Origin of the sequence: Brevibacillus sp. AG162, from assembly GCF_006715575.1 — a bacterium.
Classification (GTDB): Bacteria; Bacillota; Bacilli; order Brevibacillales; family Brevibacillaceae; genus Brevibacillus; species Brevibacillus brevis.
The window spans coordinates 21850-39764 of the sequence record NZ_VFNO01000012.1; the positions used below are offsets into that span (position 1 = coordinate 21850).

Annotated in this window: 21 protein-coding genes; 2 read left to right on the forward strand and 19 right to left on the reverse strand. The window is 48.0% G+C overall.

All coding sequences use genetic code 11. The features are described from left to right. Positions 1–46 precede the first annotated feature (46 nt). The 13 genes from sigB to FB479_RS26075 all read right to left on the reverse strand — a co-directional run bounded on the left by sigB (position 47) and on the right by FB479_RS26075 (position 9860). Complete coding sequence (gene sigB / locus FB479_RS26010) at positions 47–835, reverse strand: RNA polymerase sigma factor SigB (protein ID WP_142067212.1); 789 nt, start codon at positions 833–835, stop codon at positions 47–49. Next, positions 804–1298, reverse strand: coding sequence for an anti-sigma B factor RsbW (gene rsbW / locus FB479_RS26015; RefSeq protein ID WP_142067213.1), 495 nt, complete (start codon positions 1296–1298; stop codon positions 804–806). Before rsbW ends, sigB begins: the two co-directional genes overlap by 32 nt. After that, complete coding sequence (locus tag FB479_RS26020) at positions 1298–1624, reverse strand: anti-sigma factor antagonist (protein WP_106652693.1); 327 nt, start codon at positions 1622–1624, stop codon at positions 1298–1300. The genes rsbW and FB479_RS26020 overlap by 1 nt, the downstream gene beginning before the upstream one ends. Positions 1625–1648: 24 nt before the next feature. Further along, a complete protein-coding gene (locus FB479_RS26025) occupies positions 1649–2650 on the reverse strand; it encodes a PP2C family protein-serine/threonine phosphatase (RefSeq protein WP_142067214.1) in 1002 nt (333 codons plus the stop codon). A 5-nt stretch (positions 2651–2655) separates the two neighbouring features. Continuing rightward, positions 2656–3084: an anti-sigma regulatory factor gene (locus FB479_RS26030; RefSeq protein WP_106652691.1), complete on the reverse strand. Its 429-nt coding sequence runs from the start codon at positions 3082–3084 to the stop codon at positions 2656–2658. A 208-nt stretch (positions 3085–3292) separates the two neighbouring features. Next, positions 3293–3643: a type II toxin-antitoxin system PemK/MazF family toxin gene (locus tag FB479_RS26035; protein ID WP_005830205.1), complete on the reverse strand. Its 351-nt coding sequence runs from the start codon at positions 3641–3643 to the stop codon at positions 3293–3295. A gap of 3 nt (positions 3644–3646) precedes the next feature. Beyond that, entirely contained in the window at positions 3647–3946 is a 300-nt protein-coding gene (locus FB479_RS26040; protein ID WP_007721089.1) for a CopG family ribbon-helix-helix protein, read from the reverse strand. A 230-nt stretch (positions 3947–4176) separates the two neighbouring features. Beyond that, complete coding sequence (alr, locus tag FB479_RS26045; protein WP_142067215.1) at positions 4177–5379, reverse strand: alanine racemase; 1203 nt, start codon at positions 5377–5379, stop codon at positions 4177–4179. Between the two features lie 2 nt (positions 5380–5381). After that, entirely contained in the window at positions 5382–5822 is a 441-nt protein-coding gene (locus tag FB479_RS26050) for a hypothetical protein (RefSeq protein WP_106652689.1), read from the reverse strand. 184 nt (positions 5823–6006) lie between these two features. Continuing rightward, a complete protein-coding gene (locus FB479_RS26055; RefSeq protein WP_142067216.1) occupies positions 6007–7089 on the reverse strand; it encodes a coiled-coil domain-containing protein in 1083 nt (360 codons plus the stop codon). A 694-nt stretch (positions 7090–7783) separates the two neighbouring features. After that, a complete protein-coding gene (locus FB479_RS26065) occupies positions 7784–8821 on the reverse strand; it encodes an outer membrane lipoprotein-sorting protein (protein ID WP_106652686.1) in 1038 nt (345 codons plus the stop codon). Positions 8822–9083: 262 nt separating this feature from the next. After that, positions 9084–9470 carry a holo-ACP synthase gene (gene acpS, locus FB479_RS26070; RefSeq protein ID WP_142067218.1) on the reverse strand — a complete coding sequence of 129 codons (387 nt, stop codon included), beginning with the start codon at positions 9468–9470 and terminating at the stop codon, positions 9084–9086. 147 nt (positions 9471–9617) lie between these two features. Further along, positions 9618–9860 (reverse strand): gamma-type small acid-soluble spore protein, encoded by a 243-nt coding sequence (locus FB479_RS26075; RefSeq protein WP_106652684.1) that lies wholly within the window; start codon positions 9858–9860, stop codon positions 9618–9620. A 171-nt stretch (positions 9861–10031) separates the two neighbouring features. On the opposite strand from FB479_RS26075, the gene FB479_RS26080 reads away from it, so the two are divergent. Then, positions 10032–10283: a glutaredoxin family protein gene (locus tag FB479_RS26080; protein WP_106652683.1), complete on the forward strand. Its 252-nt coding sequence runs from the start codon at positions 10032–10034 to the stop codon at positions 10281–10283. Positions 10284–10304: 21 nt separating this feature from the next. On the opposite strand, the gene FB479_RS26085 is transcribed toward FB479_RS26080, so the two are convergent. The 6 genes from FB479_RS26085 to pstB all read right to left on the reverse strand — a co-directional run bounded on the left by FB479_RS26085 (position 10305) and on the right by pstB (position 15621). Beyond that, a complete protein-coding gene (locus FB479_RS26085) occupies positions 10305–10640 on the reverse strand; it encodes an ArsR/SmtB family transcription factor (RefSeq protein ID WP_106652682.1) in 336 nt (111 codons plus the stop codon). Positions 10641–10736: 96 nt separating this feature from the next. Beyond that, the gene (locus tag FB479_RS26090) at positions 10737–12356 is read right to left on the reverse strand and encodes a GMC family oxidoreductase (RefSeq protein ID WP_142067219.1); all 1620 of its coding nucleotides are present in this window, start codon (positions 12354–12356) and stop codon (positions 10737–10739) included. Continuing rightward, positions 12343–12945: a gluconate 2-dehydrogenase subunit 3 family protein gene (locus tag FB479_RS26095; RefSeq protein WP_142067220.1), complete on the reverse strand. Its 603-nt coding sequence runs from the start codon at positions 12943–12945 to the stop codon at positions 12343–12345. Before FB479_RS26095 ends, FB479_RS26090 begins: the two co-directional genes overlap by 14 nt. 27 nt (positions 12946–12972) lie before the next feature. After that, positions 12973–13362, reverse strand: coding sequence for a hypothetical protein (locus FB479_RS26100; RefSeq protein WP_142067221.1), 390 nt, complete (start codon positions 13360–13362; stop codon positions 12973–12975). Between the two features lie 136 nt (positions 13363–13498). Then, positions 13499–14791 carry an arsenic transporter gene (locus FB479_RS26105; RefSeq protein ID WP_142067222.1) on the reverse strand — a complete coding sequence of 431 codons (1293 nt, stop codon included), beginning with the start codon at positions 14789–14791 and terminating at the stop codon, positions 13499–13501. A 77-nt stretch (positions 14792–14868) separates the two neighbouring features. Then, positions 14869–15621 carry a phosphate ABC transporter ATP-binding protein PstB gene (gene pstB, locus FB479_RS26110; RefSeq protein ID WP_142067223.1) on the reverse strand — a complete coding sequence of 251 codons (753 nt, stop codon included), beginning with the start codon at positions 15619–15621 and terminating at the stop codon, positions 14869–14871. Between the two features lie 234 nt (positions 15622–15855). Between pstB and FB479_RS26115 the strand changes: the two genes are divergently transcribed. After that, the gene (locus FB479_RS26115) at positions 15856–17901 is read left to right on the forward strand and encodes a methyl-accepting chemotaxis protein (protein ID WP_106652676.1); all 2046 of its coding nucleotides are present in this window, start codon (positions 15856–15858) and stop codon (positions 17899–17901) included. Positions 17902–17915: the final 14 nt, after the last annotated feature.

Sequence of the window (17915 nt, forward strand, 5' to 3'; positions counted from 1 at the left end):
CAAGGACTGGAAAAAGGGAAGAAAAAAGAGGAGCCACTTGGCCCCTCTACGTCGCAGTTTCCAGTTGTTCCACTTTCAATGCTTCTCTCAGCTTGCCCAACGCCCTGCGCTGAAGGCGGGAAATATGCATCTGCGACATTCCCATGATGTCCCCAGCTTGCTTCTGACTCAAATTTTGATAAAAAGTTAATTGAATGATTTCTTTTTCACGGTGATCCAAAATTTGCAGGGCCCGCTCCAGCATCAGATTCTGCTCGACTGCTCCGTACCCTTCTTCCGTCGTCCCCACTAGGTCGAGTAAAGAAATGGTGTTGCCGTCCAGATCCGCTTCCAGCTCGCTGTCCATGGAGAGAGAATGATAGCTGCGCCCCATTTCCAAGGTTTCCAGAATCGCTTCCTCTGTAACGTCAAGGCTGTTGGCAATATCCGCAATCTGGGGAGAACGCTGCAGCTTGATCGTGAGCTCGTCGACCACCCTTTTGATCTTCGGGCTCAGCTCCTTTACTCTGCGCGGAACATAGACACTCCATGTCTTGTCCCGAATATAGCGCTTAATCTCCCCTACGATAGTCGGGATCGCAAAGCTCTCAAATGTCCGCTCAAAACTAGGGTCGAACCGACGAAAGGAAGCAAGCAGGCCGATTAATCCGACTTGCACGAGGTCTTCATACATGACTTGTCCGCGAACAAACTTCTTCGCTAACGATTCCACAAGAGGAGTATAGGCCCTCACCAGTTGTTCCTGTATCGCAGGATCTTTTGTTTCACCATACAGGTGAATGAGCTCCTTCAACTCCTCTGGACTATATTTCTGCTTCCGAGATTGTCCAGTCATTGCCAGCCACCCCATCCTGCCGAACATACTTGGTCATGGAGACTACTACTCCTGATTCAGAGCGAGTCTCCACTTCATCCATAAGCGTGTGAATGAGATAGAGCCCGAGCCCGCCCTCATCCAAATCCTCAAGGCTTTTCCCTGCATAAATCGGCGTCAGTTGCTCAGCAATGAGCTCATTTGAAAATCCAACGCCCTGATCGCTTACCTCGATCACCAATCGATCTTCAAAAACATGGCATTGGATATGAATGGAGCCAGGATTCTCTGTTTCCTTGTATGCATGTCTTACTACATTCGTGCATGCTTCTCCGACGGCAAGCTTGATATCCTCAATCTCTTCATAAGAAAATCCCATACGGTTGGCTACACCGGATACAGTCAGACGCGCTACTCCCAAATACTCCGCCATGCTTGGCAAAGTCAATTGAATCACGTCTGCCTGAGGTCGATTTGGACCCATTACTCGCTCTCTCCTTTGCGGATGGCAATATGATCGTATAAGCCAGTAATGCGAAATAGCCTTTCCACACGCGGAGACAATTTGTGCACCTCAAATGTACGATTTCGTTGGATGCACTCTTTCATAATCCCGATGAAAATTCCAATTCCGGTACTGTCCATGTATTCTACTGCTTCCAAATCAACCGTAATGCGATTGATATCCGGCTTGGTGACGAGTGATAGGAGTGTTTCCTTTACTTTCGGTGCTGTAAAAGCATCAATATCTCCACCAAGGACCACTCGGTGCTCAGTTTCAAGGCTCGTTGTCTTAATTAGCAGGTCCATCTGCGTCTACCCCCCGTACGTTGCTTAGGTTCTTCGAAGTACAATCATGGTGTAATCATCCAGCAGGTCAAACTGGGAGAGCAGAAGCAGTCTATTGTACAGGCCGTTTGCCATCTTTTGGGCAGATTCGCCTACCTCTTTTTGCAAATGGTGTACAAGCTCTTCCCTTTGCAAATAATATCGGTTATTTTTGCATTCTGTTACACCATCCGTCAGAAGAATCAGAACATCATTTTTTTCCAAATGAATCTCCTGAACAGCGTATTCACTGTTTGGGCATAAACCGAGTGCATTCCCTCGCCCTTCGAGATCGTAAAACTTTCCTTCGGCCGACCTGTACAAAAATCCTGGCTCGTGTCCTGCCATCGCATAACGGAAACAGTGTTCCTTCGAGTCGTAACTGCCAAACAGCATCGTCACAAACATGCTCGGATCAATATTTCTTCCCACGATCCGGTTTAAATGGTGCAGCATTTCATCGGGACCCAGCTCCATTTGTCCAAGGCTGTCTATCGCATATTTCACCATCGACATACACATCGCAGCAGGCATTCCTTTTCCGGTAATGTCTGCTATGGCGACGCTGAAACGACCTTTGGTTTGTTCAATGAAGTCGTAGTAGTCGCCCGAGATTTGTTTCGCAGCAATACTCACTACGCCAATCTCCAGCTCTGGATAGACGGGAACCTCACTTGGCAAAAGGGATTGCTGCATCGCCTTCGCCACGGCTATTTCTGATTCCATCTGCTGATGCCTGTTGCGCCAGCTGTTTACGGATCGGTGCTCGTTTCCATATTCAATCATGACCTCTGTCAAAATGGAGAAGGAGGAGCGCACAAACTCTGGCACTTCCCCGAGCTGCTCAAGCGCTCGCGCATGCAAATCAGTTATTTCTTCTGGCGAAATATCTTGAGAAAGCATCCATTTGCCCAACTGCTGGGCTCCGTAAAGCTGGTCCTCCCCTTGAGCACTCAGGTAATCCCGAAGAATTTTTACATACTCTTCTTGGAAGCTCCGGGTTACCATCTATCTCATTCCTCCTTTGCTTGATCGCTCCACTTCACAACAACGACACGCGTCCCTTCTCCCAGGGTACTGTGGATCTCAAATTCATCCATCATGCGCCTGACACCCGGCAATCCGGCCCCGAGGGCACCCGAAGTCGAATAGCCATCATCTAATGCCTGGCGAATATCAGGAATCCCTGGACCGCTGTCATTCGCTGTTATCTGCAAGCCAATCACTCCTTCGCGCTCAATCGGCGAAATGGTGATCGTCCCCCTACCCGCATACAAATAAATGTTACGAGCCAATTCAGAGATTGACGTGGCGATGCGGGACTGCGTGATCGTGCCAAAGCCAAACAGCTTCGACATATTTCGCCCCACTTGTCGCGCCGCTACGATGTCTGATTCTTTTTCTATATTGATTGTCTCAGGAGAATAGTCTGCCACAACCAAAAAAACCCCTTCCGCCTCGCTTGGTAGGTAGAAATGAGTTTTTTCTCTACCTCGAAAAATAAAGCATATTGTGTCACATTTTGTCTTATATTCTCTTTTCGAACAGTTCGATGTGCACCTATGAAATCCCTGCAAATTTGACAGCAAAAAACCACTTGCTTCACTCAAGTGGCTTTTCCTATCAAATAGTCTGATCTTTTCTCACACGTTAAAAATCAATGAGTCCTAAACTGATTTGCAAGGATTCATTAACCCGATCCATCATCTCGTCATCGAGATGCGTAATTTTATCAGTGAGACGTTGTTTGTCAATGGTTCGTATTTGTTCCAATAGAATAACGGAGTCACGATCAAATCCATAAGTTTTTGCGTCAATTTCCACATGCGTAGGCAGCTTCGCCTTTTGAATCTGCGCCGTAATGGCTGCGACGATGACCGTCGGACTAAATCGATTTCCAATGTCGTTTTGAATGACTAAAACAGGCCGTACGCCTCCTTGCTCAGAGCCAACGACCGGGGACAGGTCCGCGAAAAACACATCGCCACGTTTGACAATCACCAGTCACACCCCGCTAACTAAGCGGACAAGAGTATGGTCAGCCTCTTCTTCAGCGCCAAAAGCCTCCGATGCCATATTCAGATTGATCTTCGCCATCTCCATGTACCCTTTTTGCATGGTCTCACGGATTGTACGTTTTTTTCGCTCTTTCAAATACAAATGCATCGCTTGACGAATAAACTCGCTGCGATTGGATTTTTCCTTTTGAATAACGCCATCCACTTCCTGAAGCAAGTGTTGTGGCAAGCTGATCATGATGCGTTTCGTGTTTGACTTCGACAAGACAAATCCACCTCCAACCATGACCGTAACTTCCATCCGCTATGCTGGTTCTAGAAAGAACAGCCAATATGAACAATACCATTATGTCGAATCCATTGCAAAAATATACCTACTGTGCGCTTTTTCGGTGAGAAAACGTGAGTGTAAACAATCCAAAGGTGCAGGTGAAGACTTCGTTTACCCAAAAAAGCCAGCTTTTTCGCTTAACTAGTATTCGTGTTCCACGGGAAAATTCCTGCTGATTTTCCTTGCTAGTTATTTACATTTTCACGGGACGAGTGTTTCATTGTCAATGGGTGAAATACGTCTGTTACCTTCTGATCGCGCAAATAGAGGCGCGGAATTCGGTAATTCAGCATACAAGGAACCTCGTAATTGATTGTTCCCAGCAAATCGGCAATTTCATCCAAGGAGATTTCCTCGTCCCCTTGCTTGCCATACAAGACGACCTCATCATTGACCGCTGCTTCTGTCGATTTCAGGCTGACCATGATTTGGTCCATGCAAACTCTGCCTGCAATCGGGTAGCGAGATCCATTGTACAACACCTCACCCCGATTGGACAAAAGACGAGAATAGCCATCTGCGTATCCGATCGGCAGCGTTGCGATCCACTCGTCAGGCTGTGCTGTATACGTAGCACCATAGCTGACCGTAAATGGCTCATCTGCCTTCTTTACGTGGGCAATTTTGGTCTTGAGCGCCAGGGCGGGCACAAGAATGACATCCGCACGTTCTTTTATATCCAAAGAAGGATACAATCCGTATAAACCTATGCCTAAACGAATCGTATCATACCCCCAATCGGGAAATGCGATAGCCGCAGCCGTATTGCAGCAATGAACGGTCGGCAATGTTTTATTTGCTTCACGCAGTGCTTGCAAAAAGGATTGAAACAAGTCGTGTTGTCGTCGCACATGGGTTGTATCTGGTTCATCCGCGCAAGCAAAATGCGTAAAAATGCCTGTCCACTTAAGCTTAGAGCATTCTTCAAGGGTGTTAACTACCGCAAACAGATCTTCCGTTGTCCGAACCCCCAGACGTCCCATGCCCGTATCAATCTTTACATGAATCCCGATAGGCTTGTGATCGTTTTCCTGAAGAATCTCATTCGCTTCCGTGATCCACTCGACGCTGTAAGCGGTTAACTCCACTTCCAGCTCGCTTGCGGTGACGATGGATTCGACAGGTGTGTATCCCAGCACCAAAATCGGCGCTGTGATCCCTGCCCTCCGCAAAATAAGCGCTTCATCGAGCAATGCAACTGCAAGTGAATCTGCACCGCTCGCCAACGCTTCTTTTCCGACATGGACAGCGCCATGACCATACCCGTCTGCCTTCACAACAGCCATAATACCCGTTTTTTCTGGCAAATGGCGTCTGAATGCCTCGAGGTTCGCCCGGATGGCATCCAAATCAACCTCTACCCAAGTGTCACGACAAAACGATTTCATTCCTATCTCCTCTTGTTCCCTTTTTTATAGTAAAACAAGCGCTCATTTAAATGGCTGAGAAATTGCCTGGAAACCATCAGTGATTCCTTTTTGCCGCCTACACGATAAAAATGACGGCCCTCATAAATCTGCTCGACTTCAGACAGCGGGTAGCTCTTTTCCTGTCCTGACATGGATATAATCAGGTGGGTCTTGGTCAGCTTGTACACCGGACGCAAAACCGATTTGTACAGAAACGGAGACAATCCAACTACAGCAATGGCAATGGCAAAAACAAGCACCTTGAATCTCGTGTCATTGGTCGGGAAAAATTGAGAGAGAATCATCATCCCCAGCACAAACATGACAGTCTCGTTAATACGCATTTTCCAGCTTTTTCGCAGGAGCATGTCTTTGTAGGTCGATGCTTCCTCGTACAAAACTTCGTTAGACGGTTTCTTCATGTAAAGCATGCCACCTCATTCAATAAGTTACTCTGAATGTATCGTGTTTTCCCGCTGTGTGTCAATTCGCGGATTGTCCCCTTACCTCATTCGCACGTTGGTTTTTATGTACAAATCAGCCCTCATCGACCAATCCCGAGAAAATAGAAAAGCAGATGGGATTAACTCCCACCTGCTGACTTTTCTACATGGTTTCCTCCTGGTCTTTTTCCTCTTTTTCATGTCTTGGGAAAACGACTTTTTCAAAGCTGCCATCCACCATCTTTTGTACCATCGCTGTCAATTCCTCGCTGCGTTTGTCTGCTTGCTCCTGTGTGAGCTTGCCTGCCTCTACTGCTTCGTTCAGCTTGGCTTCGTGCTGACCTACCAAGAGCTCGACAACGTCATCCACTTCTACGCCTTGCTCCTTGGCGATGGTCGCCAACGTTTTTCCTGCTTTTTGCTCTTCCTTCAGCTTGTCTGCATCCAGCTTGAGAAGGGACAGCAGTTCTTCATTTTTCTCGATGCCCATTCCTTTACCCGGTCCACGTCCGTGATGCGTGTTTTGCACCATTTCTTTTACCCGCTCACTGGCATTCTCATTCATTTTGTCGGCTTGTTCCTGTGTCAGCTTCCCGGCGGTTACCGCCTCTTTCAGCTTGGCTTCCTGTTGTTTCACCAACAGCGCTACCAGATCATCCACAGATACACCTTGGGCCTCTGCAATGGCAGCCAGCGATTTCTCCGCTTTCAGTTCTTCTTGGAGTTTATCGGCATCCAGCTTCAAGAGGGACAGCAGTTCTTCGTTTTTCTCAAAGCCACCGATGAAGCCTCCTTTGCCGAAGCCTTTATGCGGTTTCGTGTTTTCTACCTGTTCTTTTACGCGATCGCTTAGATTTTCAGACAGCTTATCTGCCTGCTCCTGCGTCAGCTTGCCTGCTGCTACTGCTTCCTTCAGTTTAGACTCTTGCTGTTCAACCAGAAGTGCCACAACATCTGCGGTGTCGACTCCTTGGGCTTGTGCAATGGCTGCGAGTGTTTTCCCTGCCGCAAGCTCTTCTTTTAGCTTGTCAGCATCCAGCTTCAACAGCGAAAGCAGCTCTGTATTTTCTTTGAAGCCCACTCCACCGTGGTGGCCCATCTTGCCTGTTTTGAATTTTACTTCTGCCGGTTTATTCAATGAAGTTGTTTGTGCTGAATCGGCTGCCATTGCTCCGCCTATGCTACCCAGACTCAGAACCACTGCCATCGTTCCCATCAGCATTCCCATTTTCGCTTTGCTAAACATATACACTCAACCCTTTCGTCTTTGCTCGTGTAGTGTGCTTTCTCTTTGGTACAAGACCAAGTGTACATGGGTATTTTTAGATTCCCGTTTGAGAAAAAAGGAAAACTTGAGGGAAAATCGAGGAGTAGTGGAGGAAAAGAAAAAGCACAGTTCTCTTCGACTCTGACACGCCAGCGTGGGGGATTGAATGTCCGTCTCCACTGCAAAAAGAGGACCGTCGAGCCAAAGCCACCCTACGGGCGGACGTTTCTCAAGGAAGAAGTGTTCGACAAGCGTGGTCCTCTTTTTGCAGTTCCGACTGGGTAGGCGTTGTCAAGGTCTGCGAGCCCTGTGCTTTTTCTTTTCGCCAGCTTTTTTGATTCATCGCTTCTTTTCATACTTAGGAAGATCATTCAACGGGGCTGTTCTTCTCAAATAGTAGAACAAAGCCGCTTGGGAAGAAGTGCATTTCCAGTTCAAGCGCCTCTGGAGCCCGACCTAGTTCCGCAATAAATGACGGGGGTTTTCAAGCTTCAACCTCTGCGAATAAATCATCGACATGACCACTTTTGAAGCGCTCCCGTCATTTAAGTCCAACCTACAGTGGGGCGTAGGCCGAAGCGTAGACTGGAAATGCGCTTCTTCCCCTCCACCGCAGCCACTTTCCCAGGAGACAGCAAAAGAGGACGGCATTTACCGTCCCCTCTCCCACATTTTATTTCGCGCTGAGACCATATGTCGACTGTGCGACGTTCACCATTTCTTCCTCAGGAAGATCCCCCGCGATTGTATATTCGATGCCGTCGAGCTCCCACGTCAGAAGTCGCTGATTTTCACCTGTCTGGGCAAGCACACCAACCGTAAAGCCAAGGTTCACAGGCATACCTTGCTCATACGACACAGATGCTGCTGTTGGGCGTCCTTCGATGACCTTGTAGTTGTAGGCCCCTTTGTAGGTCAAGATAACTTTTCTCTCCCCATCACGGGTAACTGGCTCGATATCGCCTTGCGTAACCCCTTCCGGCATATACGTAGGGACGATGACACCGAATTGGCTGTTCGGTTGTTTCATGACCTGTCCATTTGTTTGCGCCATTGTTGGGATCGTTGTCAATGAGCTTGTTGTCATGTTGCGCTCTTTGTCAAAGGCGTCTTTGTCAAACATAGGGTTGAACGAAAAATCAGTGAAATCAATCCGTACGAGCGGATTCATGCTAGCATCCATAATTTCGGCGTGCGTCGGTTTGAAATCTTCTGTCAGCCAAATTTTTTGCTTGGTCAAAGAACGATTGCCGCTGTAGTTCGCTTTTACTTCAAATACATACTGTTTTTCTTCCATCTTCATTTGTCGCTCAGTGTCATCGATAATGCTCTTGGCCAGCGTTTCGTATAGATATAACGGTCCGTTGTTCTCAGGCCAGCCACTTTGGAAGCGGAAGCTCTTGTTCAGATGCGGGGTCAGTACAAAGACTCCTTCATTGTTTCTCAAGATGATTTGTGTAATGCCACGCTGCTTCGAGGTGAGAGCTACCCGATAGTTGGTTGGCTTTTCATACCAGACCTGAACATCGTACTCCATGGGGGTAGAGCCTGTCTGCATGGTCAAAACAGCCTGAGACTTGTACCCAGTCATTTTTCCCAGCGTACCGTTCAGGTCGCTCACCACATCTTCTGGTGTTTTCTGACCGAAACAACCGCCGAGGAACAGGGTGAAAACCAACAATAACACCAGTGGTAAAGCTACCCGTTTCATTCAATGAACTCCTCCTTGTCAATATTTTCGACAAAGAAGGGCATCCCTGTCTATTTCCTGGGAAATCTGTCAGTCTCTCGCCCATGCAGCGCACATCGTGTCAATGGTTGCGAATGGATACGAAGTTGGCGATATATCGCTTGTCGGCTACAGACTTAGCCTTCCTGTGTAAGAGCAGGTAGTCCCTCCTGATCTACGCGATATAAATGTATGTCCATCCTCGTCCTAATATGCAGACAAGTTTATCGGTTTTTACAAACAGCTATCGTTCTTCTATAATTACTTGCGCAATCGCATGCGTCTGGCTATGCGAAATACTCACATGAATATGAATGCGGGCGGGGTCGAGATCAAGTTTGCTGTATACCTCGTTCTTTATGGTCATGACCGGCTTGCCCGAATGATTCGGGAGGATTTCCATATCCAAAAAGCTGAGCACGGCACCAATGCCTGTGCCAAGAGCCTTTGCTCCCGCTTCCTTGGCAGCAAATCTGCCCGCAACCATTTCCGCCTGTCTCGTCTCTGATTTTCCATGCAGGAGCTGCTGTTCATCTGTGGTCAAAAAGCGTTTGATCGCACTCTCTTGTCTTTTTATTAAAGTAGCCATGCGCTCTATTTCCACAATGTCTACGCCTGTTCCAATGATCATGAGAAATTGCCTCCTAGTGGGCTGTTTTACGGATCACAGTATCACCCTCTTCTATCCTTTTGCAAGTTGTAGAAGCAAGAAATTTGGATAGCAGCATATAAATAAGAACGCCCCCGCAATTCGCGAGGGCTGTTTTTCAACTGCCTACTACTCAGTAGCTCGGTTAGCTTGTTGGGCAGCAGATTGTTGGTTTTGACGGCGAACTTCTGCTACGTTTGTTTCACTTGCGAATTCAGTCGCAGTGTTTTGTGTAGCAGCTTGTTGAGCGGATTGCTGATTTTGACGACGAACCTCAGCTGCGTTTGTTTCACTTGCAAATTCAGTCGCAGTGTTAGCCGCTTGGCCCGCTTGGTTCGCGTTCATTCCCGCTTGTCTGTTTTGTTTAGGCATCGTTAGATTCACCTCCTCAACGTCACTGAATATAATTTGTACCGCTCCCTATTGGTATATCCATCCTTATTTTCCCAAATGGCACTTGATTGACTTGCTTTGTCACAACTGATCAGGCATAGTGGAAGGGCAAGACTTCAGCACAAAACAACGTCAAAGGAGTGATTCTGTATGGCTCACAAGGTCATCATCTATACCCAAGTTACTTGCGGTCCTTGTCAGGAAGAAAAAATGTGGCTGACTTCTAACAACATTGCTTTCGAAGACAGAGACATCCGTCAAAACGAGGCTTTTTTCCAGGAAGCCATTCAATTGGGCGCCAGCATGACACCTGTAACCTACATTGAAAAGGACAACGGCGAGCAAATTGTCATCCATGGATTTGACAAGGAAGAACTAAAAAAAGCGTTGGATCTCAATTGATCCAACGCTTTTTACGACTGATCAGCCAAATGAAGGTTCACTTGCAACTGATTTTTGTTTGACGATTGGCGACATGTCCGGCAAGTTAGACAAAATTTGCTTCACTTCAGGACTGCATTCCGTATTAACGGAGTAATAAACCCATGGTCCCTTCCGGCGCTCTTTGACCAAACCATGAGTTTTTAGCTTAGCCAAGTGCTGGGAAACAGAAGGCTGGGAAGTTTGCAAAATTTCCACGAGATCACGGACACATAAGGACTGTACTTGCAGGAGAGCCATGATCGTCAAGCGCGTCTTGTCACCAAGTAGCTTATAAGTCTCTGACAAAAACAGTACCTGCATCAAATCCATTTCCATAAGGAACCCACCTTTGCCTTACATATCTGTTTATCAGTATACTATATGGCTTATATGATGGGGAAGATAGGAACGCAAAAGTTATGTGAACCCTGCTTATACATCTTGCTTTTTCATCGACTCAATGATCTTGTCTGCCGTGCGCGCAGCCAGCGCCATGACTGTATTTGTCGGGTTGCTGCCACTCGAGGTAACGAACGTAGAAGCACCCGCTATGAAAAGATTGGGTATGTCATGTGACTGCCCATATTCATTCACAACAGAGGTTTCCCTGTCATTCCCCATCCGGCATCCCCCCATGAGATGAGCAGTATCAGACACTACATGCTCCGGATGTCCCCCCATCGCTTCAATAATCCGGTTCATTTGCCCAATGGCATGCTTGTAAAGCTGTTTGTCGTTCTCCTGATAACTGAACGTCACCGTAGGGATCGGCATTCCGTATTCATCTTTTTCCCCTGAGAGCGTCACTCTGTTATCAGGATGAGGCAACACTTCCCCTACCAAGGTGATCCGCGCATACATATTGTAATCCAGCATGGTCTCTCGAAGCTGTTTTCCCCATAAATACGAGCCATCTTCCCTCTCGGCAGCAATGGCAGCCGCCATCCCGACCGGACGTACCCCGTGTGCACTCAATGTATATCCGCGGGCAAATCCTCGTTCCCGGTCCGTCTCATAAAAATGCTGGGTCAAGGCAAGGACAGGTGTTCCCTTATACAATCGCACTTCCTCCGGGAGTCGTCCGTATACATCATGACTGGAGTGAGGCATAATCGCTTTTCCTACCCATCCACTTGAATTCGCCAGCCCTTGCGGAAACTGAGCATTCGCCGAACTGAGCAGCAATCGGGGAGTCTCTACCACGAACCCGGCCAAAATGACCACACGAGCCATTTGCCTGTGCGTCAAACCATTATGATTGAACACCACACCGCTGACCCGGTCGCCAGCCATCAAAATTTCCGTCACCATGCAGTCGGACAGTACCTCTGCCCCTTCCGCTATCGCTTTGGGTATATGATGAATCAACCCGCTGTACTTAGCATTCGGCATGCACCCTTGATTGCAAAAGCCACGATTGATACAGGGTGGACGTCCATCAAAAGGAGCCGATAAAATCGCCAGTGGGGCGACCACACTCTCGATGCCCAGCTTCTCGCACCCTTCCCGGAACAGCTGGGCATTGGCACTGATCGGCTCCCGAACAGGGTACGGATACGGACCTTGAAAGGAGCCCCACGGAAAATGATTCGGACCTGAGACCGCAATCTCCCGTTCTATCTTGTCGTAATACGGGGCAAGATCCTGATATGTAATCGGCCAGTCTTCCCCTACGCCGTCTACGGTCTTTGTCTTAAAATCACTTTCGTGGAAACGCAGGAACACCCCTGTAAAATGCACGGTGCCTCCCCCAATTCCCCGTCCTGAGTTGTTATGTCCCAAACGCAATGGGTCATTGCCTGCTACCAGCCTTGTTTCCTGCCAGGCCAATCTCCGCATCGACAGCTCATCACTGGCAAAATCGTGTTGCGGGTCCCAAAACGGCCCTGCTTCCAGTACGACTACACGCAACCCGGCCTTTGCCAGCTCATAAGCCAGTACGCCCCCTGCCGCTCCAGCACCTACGATGCATACATCTGCGTCATCGGCATATTTTCTTTGATCCACAGGAGTGGGGCGATGAGTAATCGTATGATGGTCATGACTCGTCATTTGCTTTCGCCTCCCATGGGTCCGTCAATCCTTTTTCCACCCGTACATAGCCGCGCGGATAAGCCGGTCCGCCATAGCCGATATCTGACCAAACCAACGGATGAGAATAGTACGCACTAACTGTGTCATGCAGCAACCGCTTGAAAAAATCTGCGGGAGCAAAGTCTTTCCACGCCTCCTGGTTTTGGATGCCCCCATTCGCAACATGCTGAAGAACGGCTTCCTGCTGGTCTAGCTTCAACGCAACAAAGTCGGTTCCATAAGCGGCATGACTCTCCGCATCAATCCCTTTCAAGCCTAAGCGGTAGAGCTCTTTTTTTGGTGGAACTCCGACCTTTCGTTGCGACTCGCCGATATTACTAGCCGTCGTATCATCCAGATGCTCCACCACAAAGGTCAGCACCTCCAAACGGTGATCATTGACCAATACGCCTACGACTGTCTGTAAAAGCAAGGATTCAGGCTTCGTAAAAAATTGATTGGCAATCGCGGGCATTCGTCTGGCCCCTACCACTTTCCTGGTGTGAGCATCCCACTCTGTATGTTGGTCCCAAACATCATAGGATGGGTAACGTCCAGGCTTCACCATGTCCTCTCACCCCTTCGATAACGTTTTTTACCAAAACAGCGCAAGAAGCCCCAATGCTGCAATTGCCGTGATCAGTAAAGGAAGAATCATGGGAGGACCGACGAGAAAATTTTGACTTTGCGAATAACCTCCCACACGCTGTCCAACCCCGACCGTATGCAAATAGGCTCCGTACACGCCGCCAGCCATGCCAACCACCATCATCAAGGCAAACACCCAACGTAGCCACCCCGCATTTACAAACGATAAAACAATAGCAGTAACCGCAAATACAGGTAGCTCAAGTACGGGAATCCACATTGCCCAATGTCGGAAGTTTTGTCTGGCGTGAAAAAGTGTGACCTGAACCGCAATCAGGGCAAACGCCAATCCAGCAAAAAGAATCAGTACGCGTTCGATCGGCCAGCCATGCCACATGGAAACATCCTCCTTTTTACGTACGTTGCGCCTATTTTTTCCGTCCTTGTCAGGTCCTATTCTGCCTGTTTCACTGCGAGCAGCGTGATGAATAGAAAAAGGCCTGCTGACAATTAACCAGCAGGCTTTTCATTCCCTATAAAAAATAAACCAATGTCAGATACAATCCAAGCAAAGTTACCGTCAATGTCGGTACGGTCAAAATAACCCCCGTCCGAAAGTACTGTCCCCACGTAATCGTCACATCTTTGCGTCCCAAGACATGCAACCAGAGCAAAGTCGCCAGTGATCCAATCGGGGTCATTTTCGGCCCCAAATCGCTCCCGATCACATTTGCGTAAATCATGGCTTCCCGCAACACTCCGTCTGCCTGTGTCTCTGCAATCGCCAGCGCATTGAACATGACTGTCGGAAGGTTGTTCATAACAGAGGAGAGAACAGCAGCGAGAAAGCCCGTCCCCAAGGTCGTTGCCAATAAACCATGCGCCATGAACCAATCCAAGGTGTCCTTGACCAAGTCAGTCAATCTCGCGTTGTGCAGCCCCCACACCACGACATACATGCCAATCGAAAAAACAACGACTACCCACGGTGCTTCTTTCATAATCCGCCGCATGGCGATTGCTTCACTTTTTCTTGCAGCCAGGCAAAAAATGATAGCTGCCCCCGCAATGATGATAGAAACGGGCGTATGGATGGATTCGCTAATGAAAAAGCCAATCAACAAGACCGCAAGAATCGGCCACGCCAGGCGAAACATTCTGTGGTCGCGAATCGCTTCCTTCGGATTTTTCAGATGGGAAAGTTCAACCTGCGCCGGGATGCTTTTGCGAAAATATAGGTACAAAACCAGCAGACTTCCACCAATCGAAAACAAAGTCGGAATGATCATTTTAGCTGCATACGCAGCAAAGCCAATATCAAAATAGTCAGCGGAAACAATATTCACCAGATTGCTAATCACAAAGGGTAAAGAACTCGTATCTGCAATGAACCCGCTCGCCATGACAAATGCCAAAACCGTTTTCCCATCCAGCTTCAGTGCCCGCACCTGTGCCAACACAATCGGTGTCAAGATCAAGGCAGCCCCATCATTCGTAAACAAGGCGGATACGAGTGAACCAAGCAGGATCACATAAACGAACATAAGTCGCCCATTTCCTTTGGCAAATCGAGCCATATGGAGCGCAGCCCATTCAAAAAAACCGATTTCGTCCAATACGAGCGAGATGATAATAATCCCGATTAACGCTAGTGTCGCATTCCAAACAATCGAGGTTACCTCTGCGACATCACTGATTGTGACTACCCCGATCACCAAGGCCAATAGTGCCCCGCCGACTGCCGGATAGCCAATCGACAGCCCCCGCGGTTGCCAGATGACCAATGTCAACGTGATCAGAAAAAGAAAGAATGAAATCCAAACCACTGCATGTATCTCCTTTCCAAAAACCAAAAAGAACGGACCTCGAAAAGTCCGCTCTCCTACCATACTACAAATTGAAATTATCCGAAACGTCCGGTAATGTAATCTTCTGTTCTTTTGTCACGAGGATTTTGGAAAATCGTCGGGGTACTGTCAAACTCGACTAGCTCTCCATTCAAGAAAAACGCAGTCTTATCGGAAATACGTGCTGCCTGCTGCATGTTGTGCGTCACGATTACAATCGTATAACGGTTCTTCAGCTCTTCCAACAGCTCTTCGATTTTGGCTGTCGAAATCGGGTCCAGGGCAGAGGTTGGCTCATCCATCAAAATGATCTGTGGCTGAACAGCGAGTGCCCGAGCGATGCAGAGGCGTTGCTGCTGTCCACCGGAAAGACCTGTTGCTGGCTTTTTCAATACATCCTTCACTTCATCCCAAAGGGCTGCTGCCTTGAGGCTTGTCTCTACCAACTCGTCCAGCTTGTTGCGATCGTTCATGCCATGAAGTCTCGGCCCGTACGTGATGTTGTCGTAGATACTCTTCGGAAATGGATTCGGATGCTGAAACACCATGCCGATATTTTTGCGAAGTCGCTCAACTTCTACCCGATTACCATAAATATCCTCATCGAACACTTTTACCGTTCCCGTGATTTTGGTGTTCGGTACAGAATCGTTCATTCGATTCAACGTCCGCAAAAATGTAGACTTACCGCAGCCTGACGGACCGATTAAGGCTGTAATGGAGTCAGACTCTACATCCAGATTTATATTATAGAGGGCTTGCTTATTACCGTAGAAGAGATTCAACTCTCTCACCGAAATAACGCTCATACGGTCTTCGCTCCTTCGTGGTTGTTACGTCCTTTTACTTCCCCACTATAGCGCACCAATGTTAGGTTTCCGTATAAAGTTTATTAAGTTTCGATAAAGATTTTGTCTTAGGACTTTTTACATAGGTCATCTTACATTAAGTTATGGTAAATCTTGCTCGTAAAGCATATACGCTCCCCTGGACTAACCCTACAATGAAGCTGAACGTTTTGACAAATAAGGGGAGAACAATCGATGGCGGGCATAAAAAAGATATGGGGTCACTCGTCGTTTCATTATCGTTCAATCTTCACCAGGCTGTTTGCGGGCATTATGGGAATGGTAGTCTGTATAATGGCCATTGCCGCATTCTTCATCAGCTATCAATCGCAAGCCACACTAAATGAAAAAACAAAGCAGCAATTACATGACGCATCCGGTGCCGCTTTACAGAACGTACATAGCAGGGTCTACGACATCGTGACCGCCTTGCAATCATTTGCTTCTACTTATAAAAACAGCACGGTTACCAACAGCCAAATATTTGGCATCTTTACGGATATGACGATCAACAATCCTACTATTTCCGAATTACAGATCGTTACCACAGACGGGCGGTATTTGACCTTTCCCGGATCACCGCTCGACAGCTCATATGATCCGCGAAAAACAGACTGGTATGAAGGAGCTTTGAATCAAACGCAGCATGCTGCTTTTGTCTCGGACGTCTTCCAGTTTTCCGAGACGGAGTTTCCGAAGATTGCCGTCTCCCTCCCCTTGCGCAACGAAGAGGAGGAGTCTGTCGGGGTAGTCGTGGCTTTTGTCTCTGTCCCGAAGCTGAGCGAGTCAATCGGTCAGATTAAACTCGGGGAAACCGGGTATGCCATGATCGTGGATCATCAAGGAAAGCTGGTCGCTCATCCCGATCAATCCTACGCGTTGCAGCGTCCCCTTCTCACTGAGCTTCCGGTCGTGCAAAATGTCATCGCCGGTCAATCTGGCTACGAACCGAGCAAGATCAATGGAATCGATTCTTTTGCTGCTTATCAATTCGATCCATCGTTGAAATGGGGCGTAATCGTCGTTCAGTCTGTATCGGAGGTAAAACAAGAGGTCCGTCGCCTACAGCTAACCATTTTGGCCGTCTCATTGGTTGGACTCGTGGCACTCGCATTGTTGCTGTATGTGTACGTACGCAGAATTATTAATCCGATCAAGGAAGCTCAGCAAAAAATGACAGCCTTTAGCGAGGGTGATCTCCTACAAACGATGCAGGTACAGAGCAATGATGAAATACGACAGCTCGCTGACAGCTTCAATCGAATGAGTGAACAAATCCGGACGATCATCGGTAAAATCCAGTATGTCATCTCAGACGTCAAACAAGTAGCCGATCATGTAGGAAAAGGCTCTCGCCATTCGCACGCGATGCAGACCGAGGTCGTCTCCGTAACTGAACGACTCGCCCAAGAAATGGATAACCAGCAGGAGCAGATTGAAGAAATAAACCTCACGATGAACGAGATCACACAAGAAATGTCCCGCATCACGAGCTCGATGGAAGAAGCGATCTTGCAAAGCCAGGAATCGCGTGAACAGAACGCCATGGCTGCAGCCTCCATGAATACGTTAAAGCAAAATATGCACAGCATCTCGGAAGACATGAAAGCCTCCATTCAAGCTATGTCTTCCATGCGAGAAAGTATGGGAGATATCAACGAAATGCTCGGCTTGATATCTGCTATCTCGAAACGAACGAAGCTCTTGTCCTTCAATGCCCGTATTGAAGCTTCAAGAGCGGGTCAAGCAGGAATCGGTTTCAGTGTCGTCGCGGATGAAATCCGCTTGCTGTCCGATCAGACCGAAGAGGCATCGGCCCGTATTCAACAGGTAATCGCATCCGGGGAAGAGAGAATGGAGCACGTAGCTGCGTGCTTGGAAACGACCGATCATGCCACTGTAAATGGCATTCAAACCTTGCATCAAGCAGCTTCTATTTTTAACAATACCGTACAGCTCAGCGAAGCTCTTACAGCACAATTCGAGACCATCAGAGCACTCACAGGAACGATTTCTGCACAAAGCCAAGTCATTTCACAGCGGGTCGATAACCTGTCTGCTTCTGCCCAGCAAGTCGTATCAGGCACACAGCAAGCGGTAGCCGCCAATCAAGAGAGCCTCTCCTTATCGGAGCAATTTCTCGATGACTCCCTGCGCCTGACAGAAATCGTAGAGGATCTCGAGCAAACCATCAAATTTTTTCGAGCGGGAGAAACAACCCTTTCTTTGAAAAATTCATGATATCATAAAGTGAA

Excerpts from the sequence above, each read along its gene's own strand:
- acpS (WP_142067218.1), bottom strand. The coding sequence starts at position 9,470 with ATGATCATTGGAACAGGCGTAGACATTGTGGAAATAGAGCGCATGGCT.
- rsbW (WP_142067213.1), bottom strand. The coding sequence starts at position 1,298 with ATGGGTCCAAATCGACCTCAGGCAGACGTGATTCAATTGACTTTGCCA.
- alr (WP_142067215.1), bottom strand. The coding sequence starts at position 5,379 with ATGAAATCGTTTTGTCGTGACACTTGGGTAGAGGTTGATTTGGATGCC.
- FB479_RS26100 (WP_142067221.1), bottom strand. The coding sequence starts at position 13,362 with ATGTGGCATGGCTGGCCGATCGAACGCGTACTGATTCTTTTTGCTGGA.
- FB479_RS26055 (WP_142067216.1), bottom strand. The coding sequence starts at position 7,089 with ATGTTTAGCAAAGCGAAAATGGGAATGCTGATGGGAACGATGGCAGTG.
- FB479_RS26090 (WP_142067219.1), bottom strand. The coding sequence starts at position 12,356 with ATGACGAGTCATGACCATCATACGATTACTCATCGCCCCACTCCTGTG.
- FB479_RS26075 (WP_106652684.1), bottom strand. The coding sequence starts at position 9,860 with ATGCCTAAACAAAACAGACAAGCGGGAATGAACGCGAACCAAGCGGGC.
- pstB (WP_142067223.1), bottom strand. The coding sequence starts at position 15,621 with ATGAGCGTTATTTCGGTGAGAGAGTTGAATCTCTTCTACGGTAATAAG.
- FB479_RS26115 (WP_106652676.1), top strand. The coding sequence starts at position 15,856 with ATGGCGGGCATAAAAAAGATATGGGGTCACTCGTCGTTTCATTATCGT.
- FB479_RS26080 (WP_106652683.1), top strand. The coding sequence starts at position 10,032 with ATGGCTCACAAGGTCATCATCTATACCCAAGTTACTTGCGGTCCTTGT.
- FB479_RS26025 (WP_142067214.1), bottom strand. The coding sequence starts at position 2,650 with ATGGTAACCCGGAGCTTCCAAGAAGAGTATGTAAAAATTCTTCGGGAT.
- FB479_RS26085 (WP_106652682.1), bottom strand. The coding sequence starts at position 10,640 with ATGGAAATGGATTTGATGCAGGTACTGTTTTTGTCAGAGACTTATAAG.
- sigB (WP_142067212.1), bottom strand. The coding sequence starts at position 835 with ATGACTGGACAATCTCGGAAGCAGAAATATAGTCCAGAGGAGTTGAAG.
- FB479_RS26040 (WP_007721089.1), bottom strand. The coding sequence starts at position 3,946 with ATGGTTGGAGGTGGATTTGTCTTGTCGAAGTCAAACACGAAACGCATC.
- FB479_RS26020 (WP_106652693.1), bottom strand. The coding sequence starts at position 1,624 with ATGGACCTGCTAATTAAGACAACGAGCCTTGAAACTGAGCACCGAGTG.
- FB479_RS26095 (WP_142067220.1), bottom strand. The coding sequence starts at position 12,945 with ATGGTGAAGCCTGGACGTTACCCATCCTATGATGTTTGGGACCAACAT.
- FB479_RS26065 (WP_106652686.1), bottom strand. The coding sequence starts at position 8,821 with ATGAAACGGGTAGCTTTACCACTGGTGTTATTGTTGGTTTTCACCCTG.
- FB479_RS26050 (WP_106652689.1), bottom strand. The coding sequence starts at position 5,822 with ATGAAGAAACCGTCTAACGAAGTTTTGTACGAGGAAGCATCGACCTAC.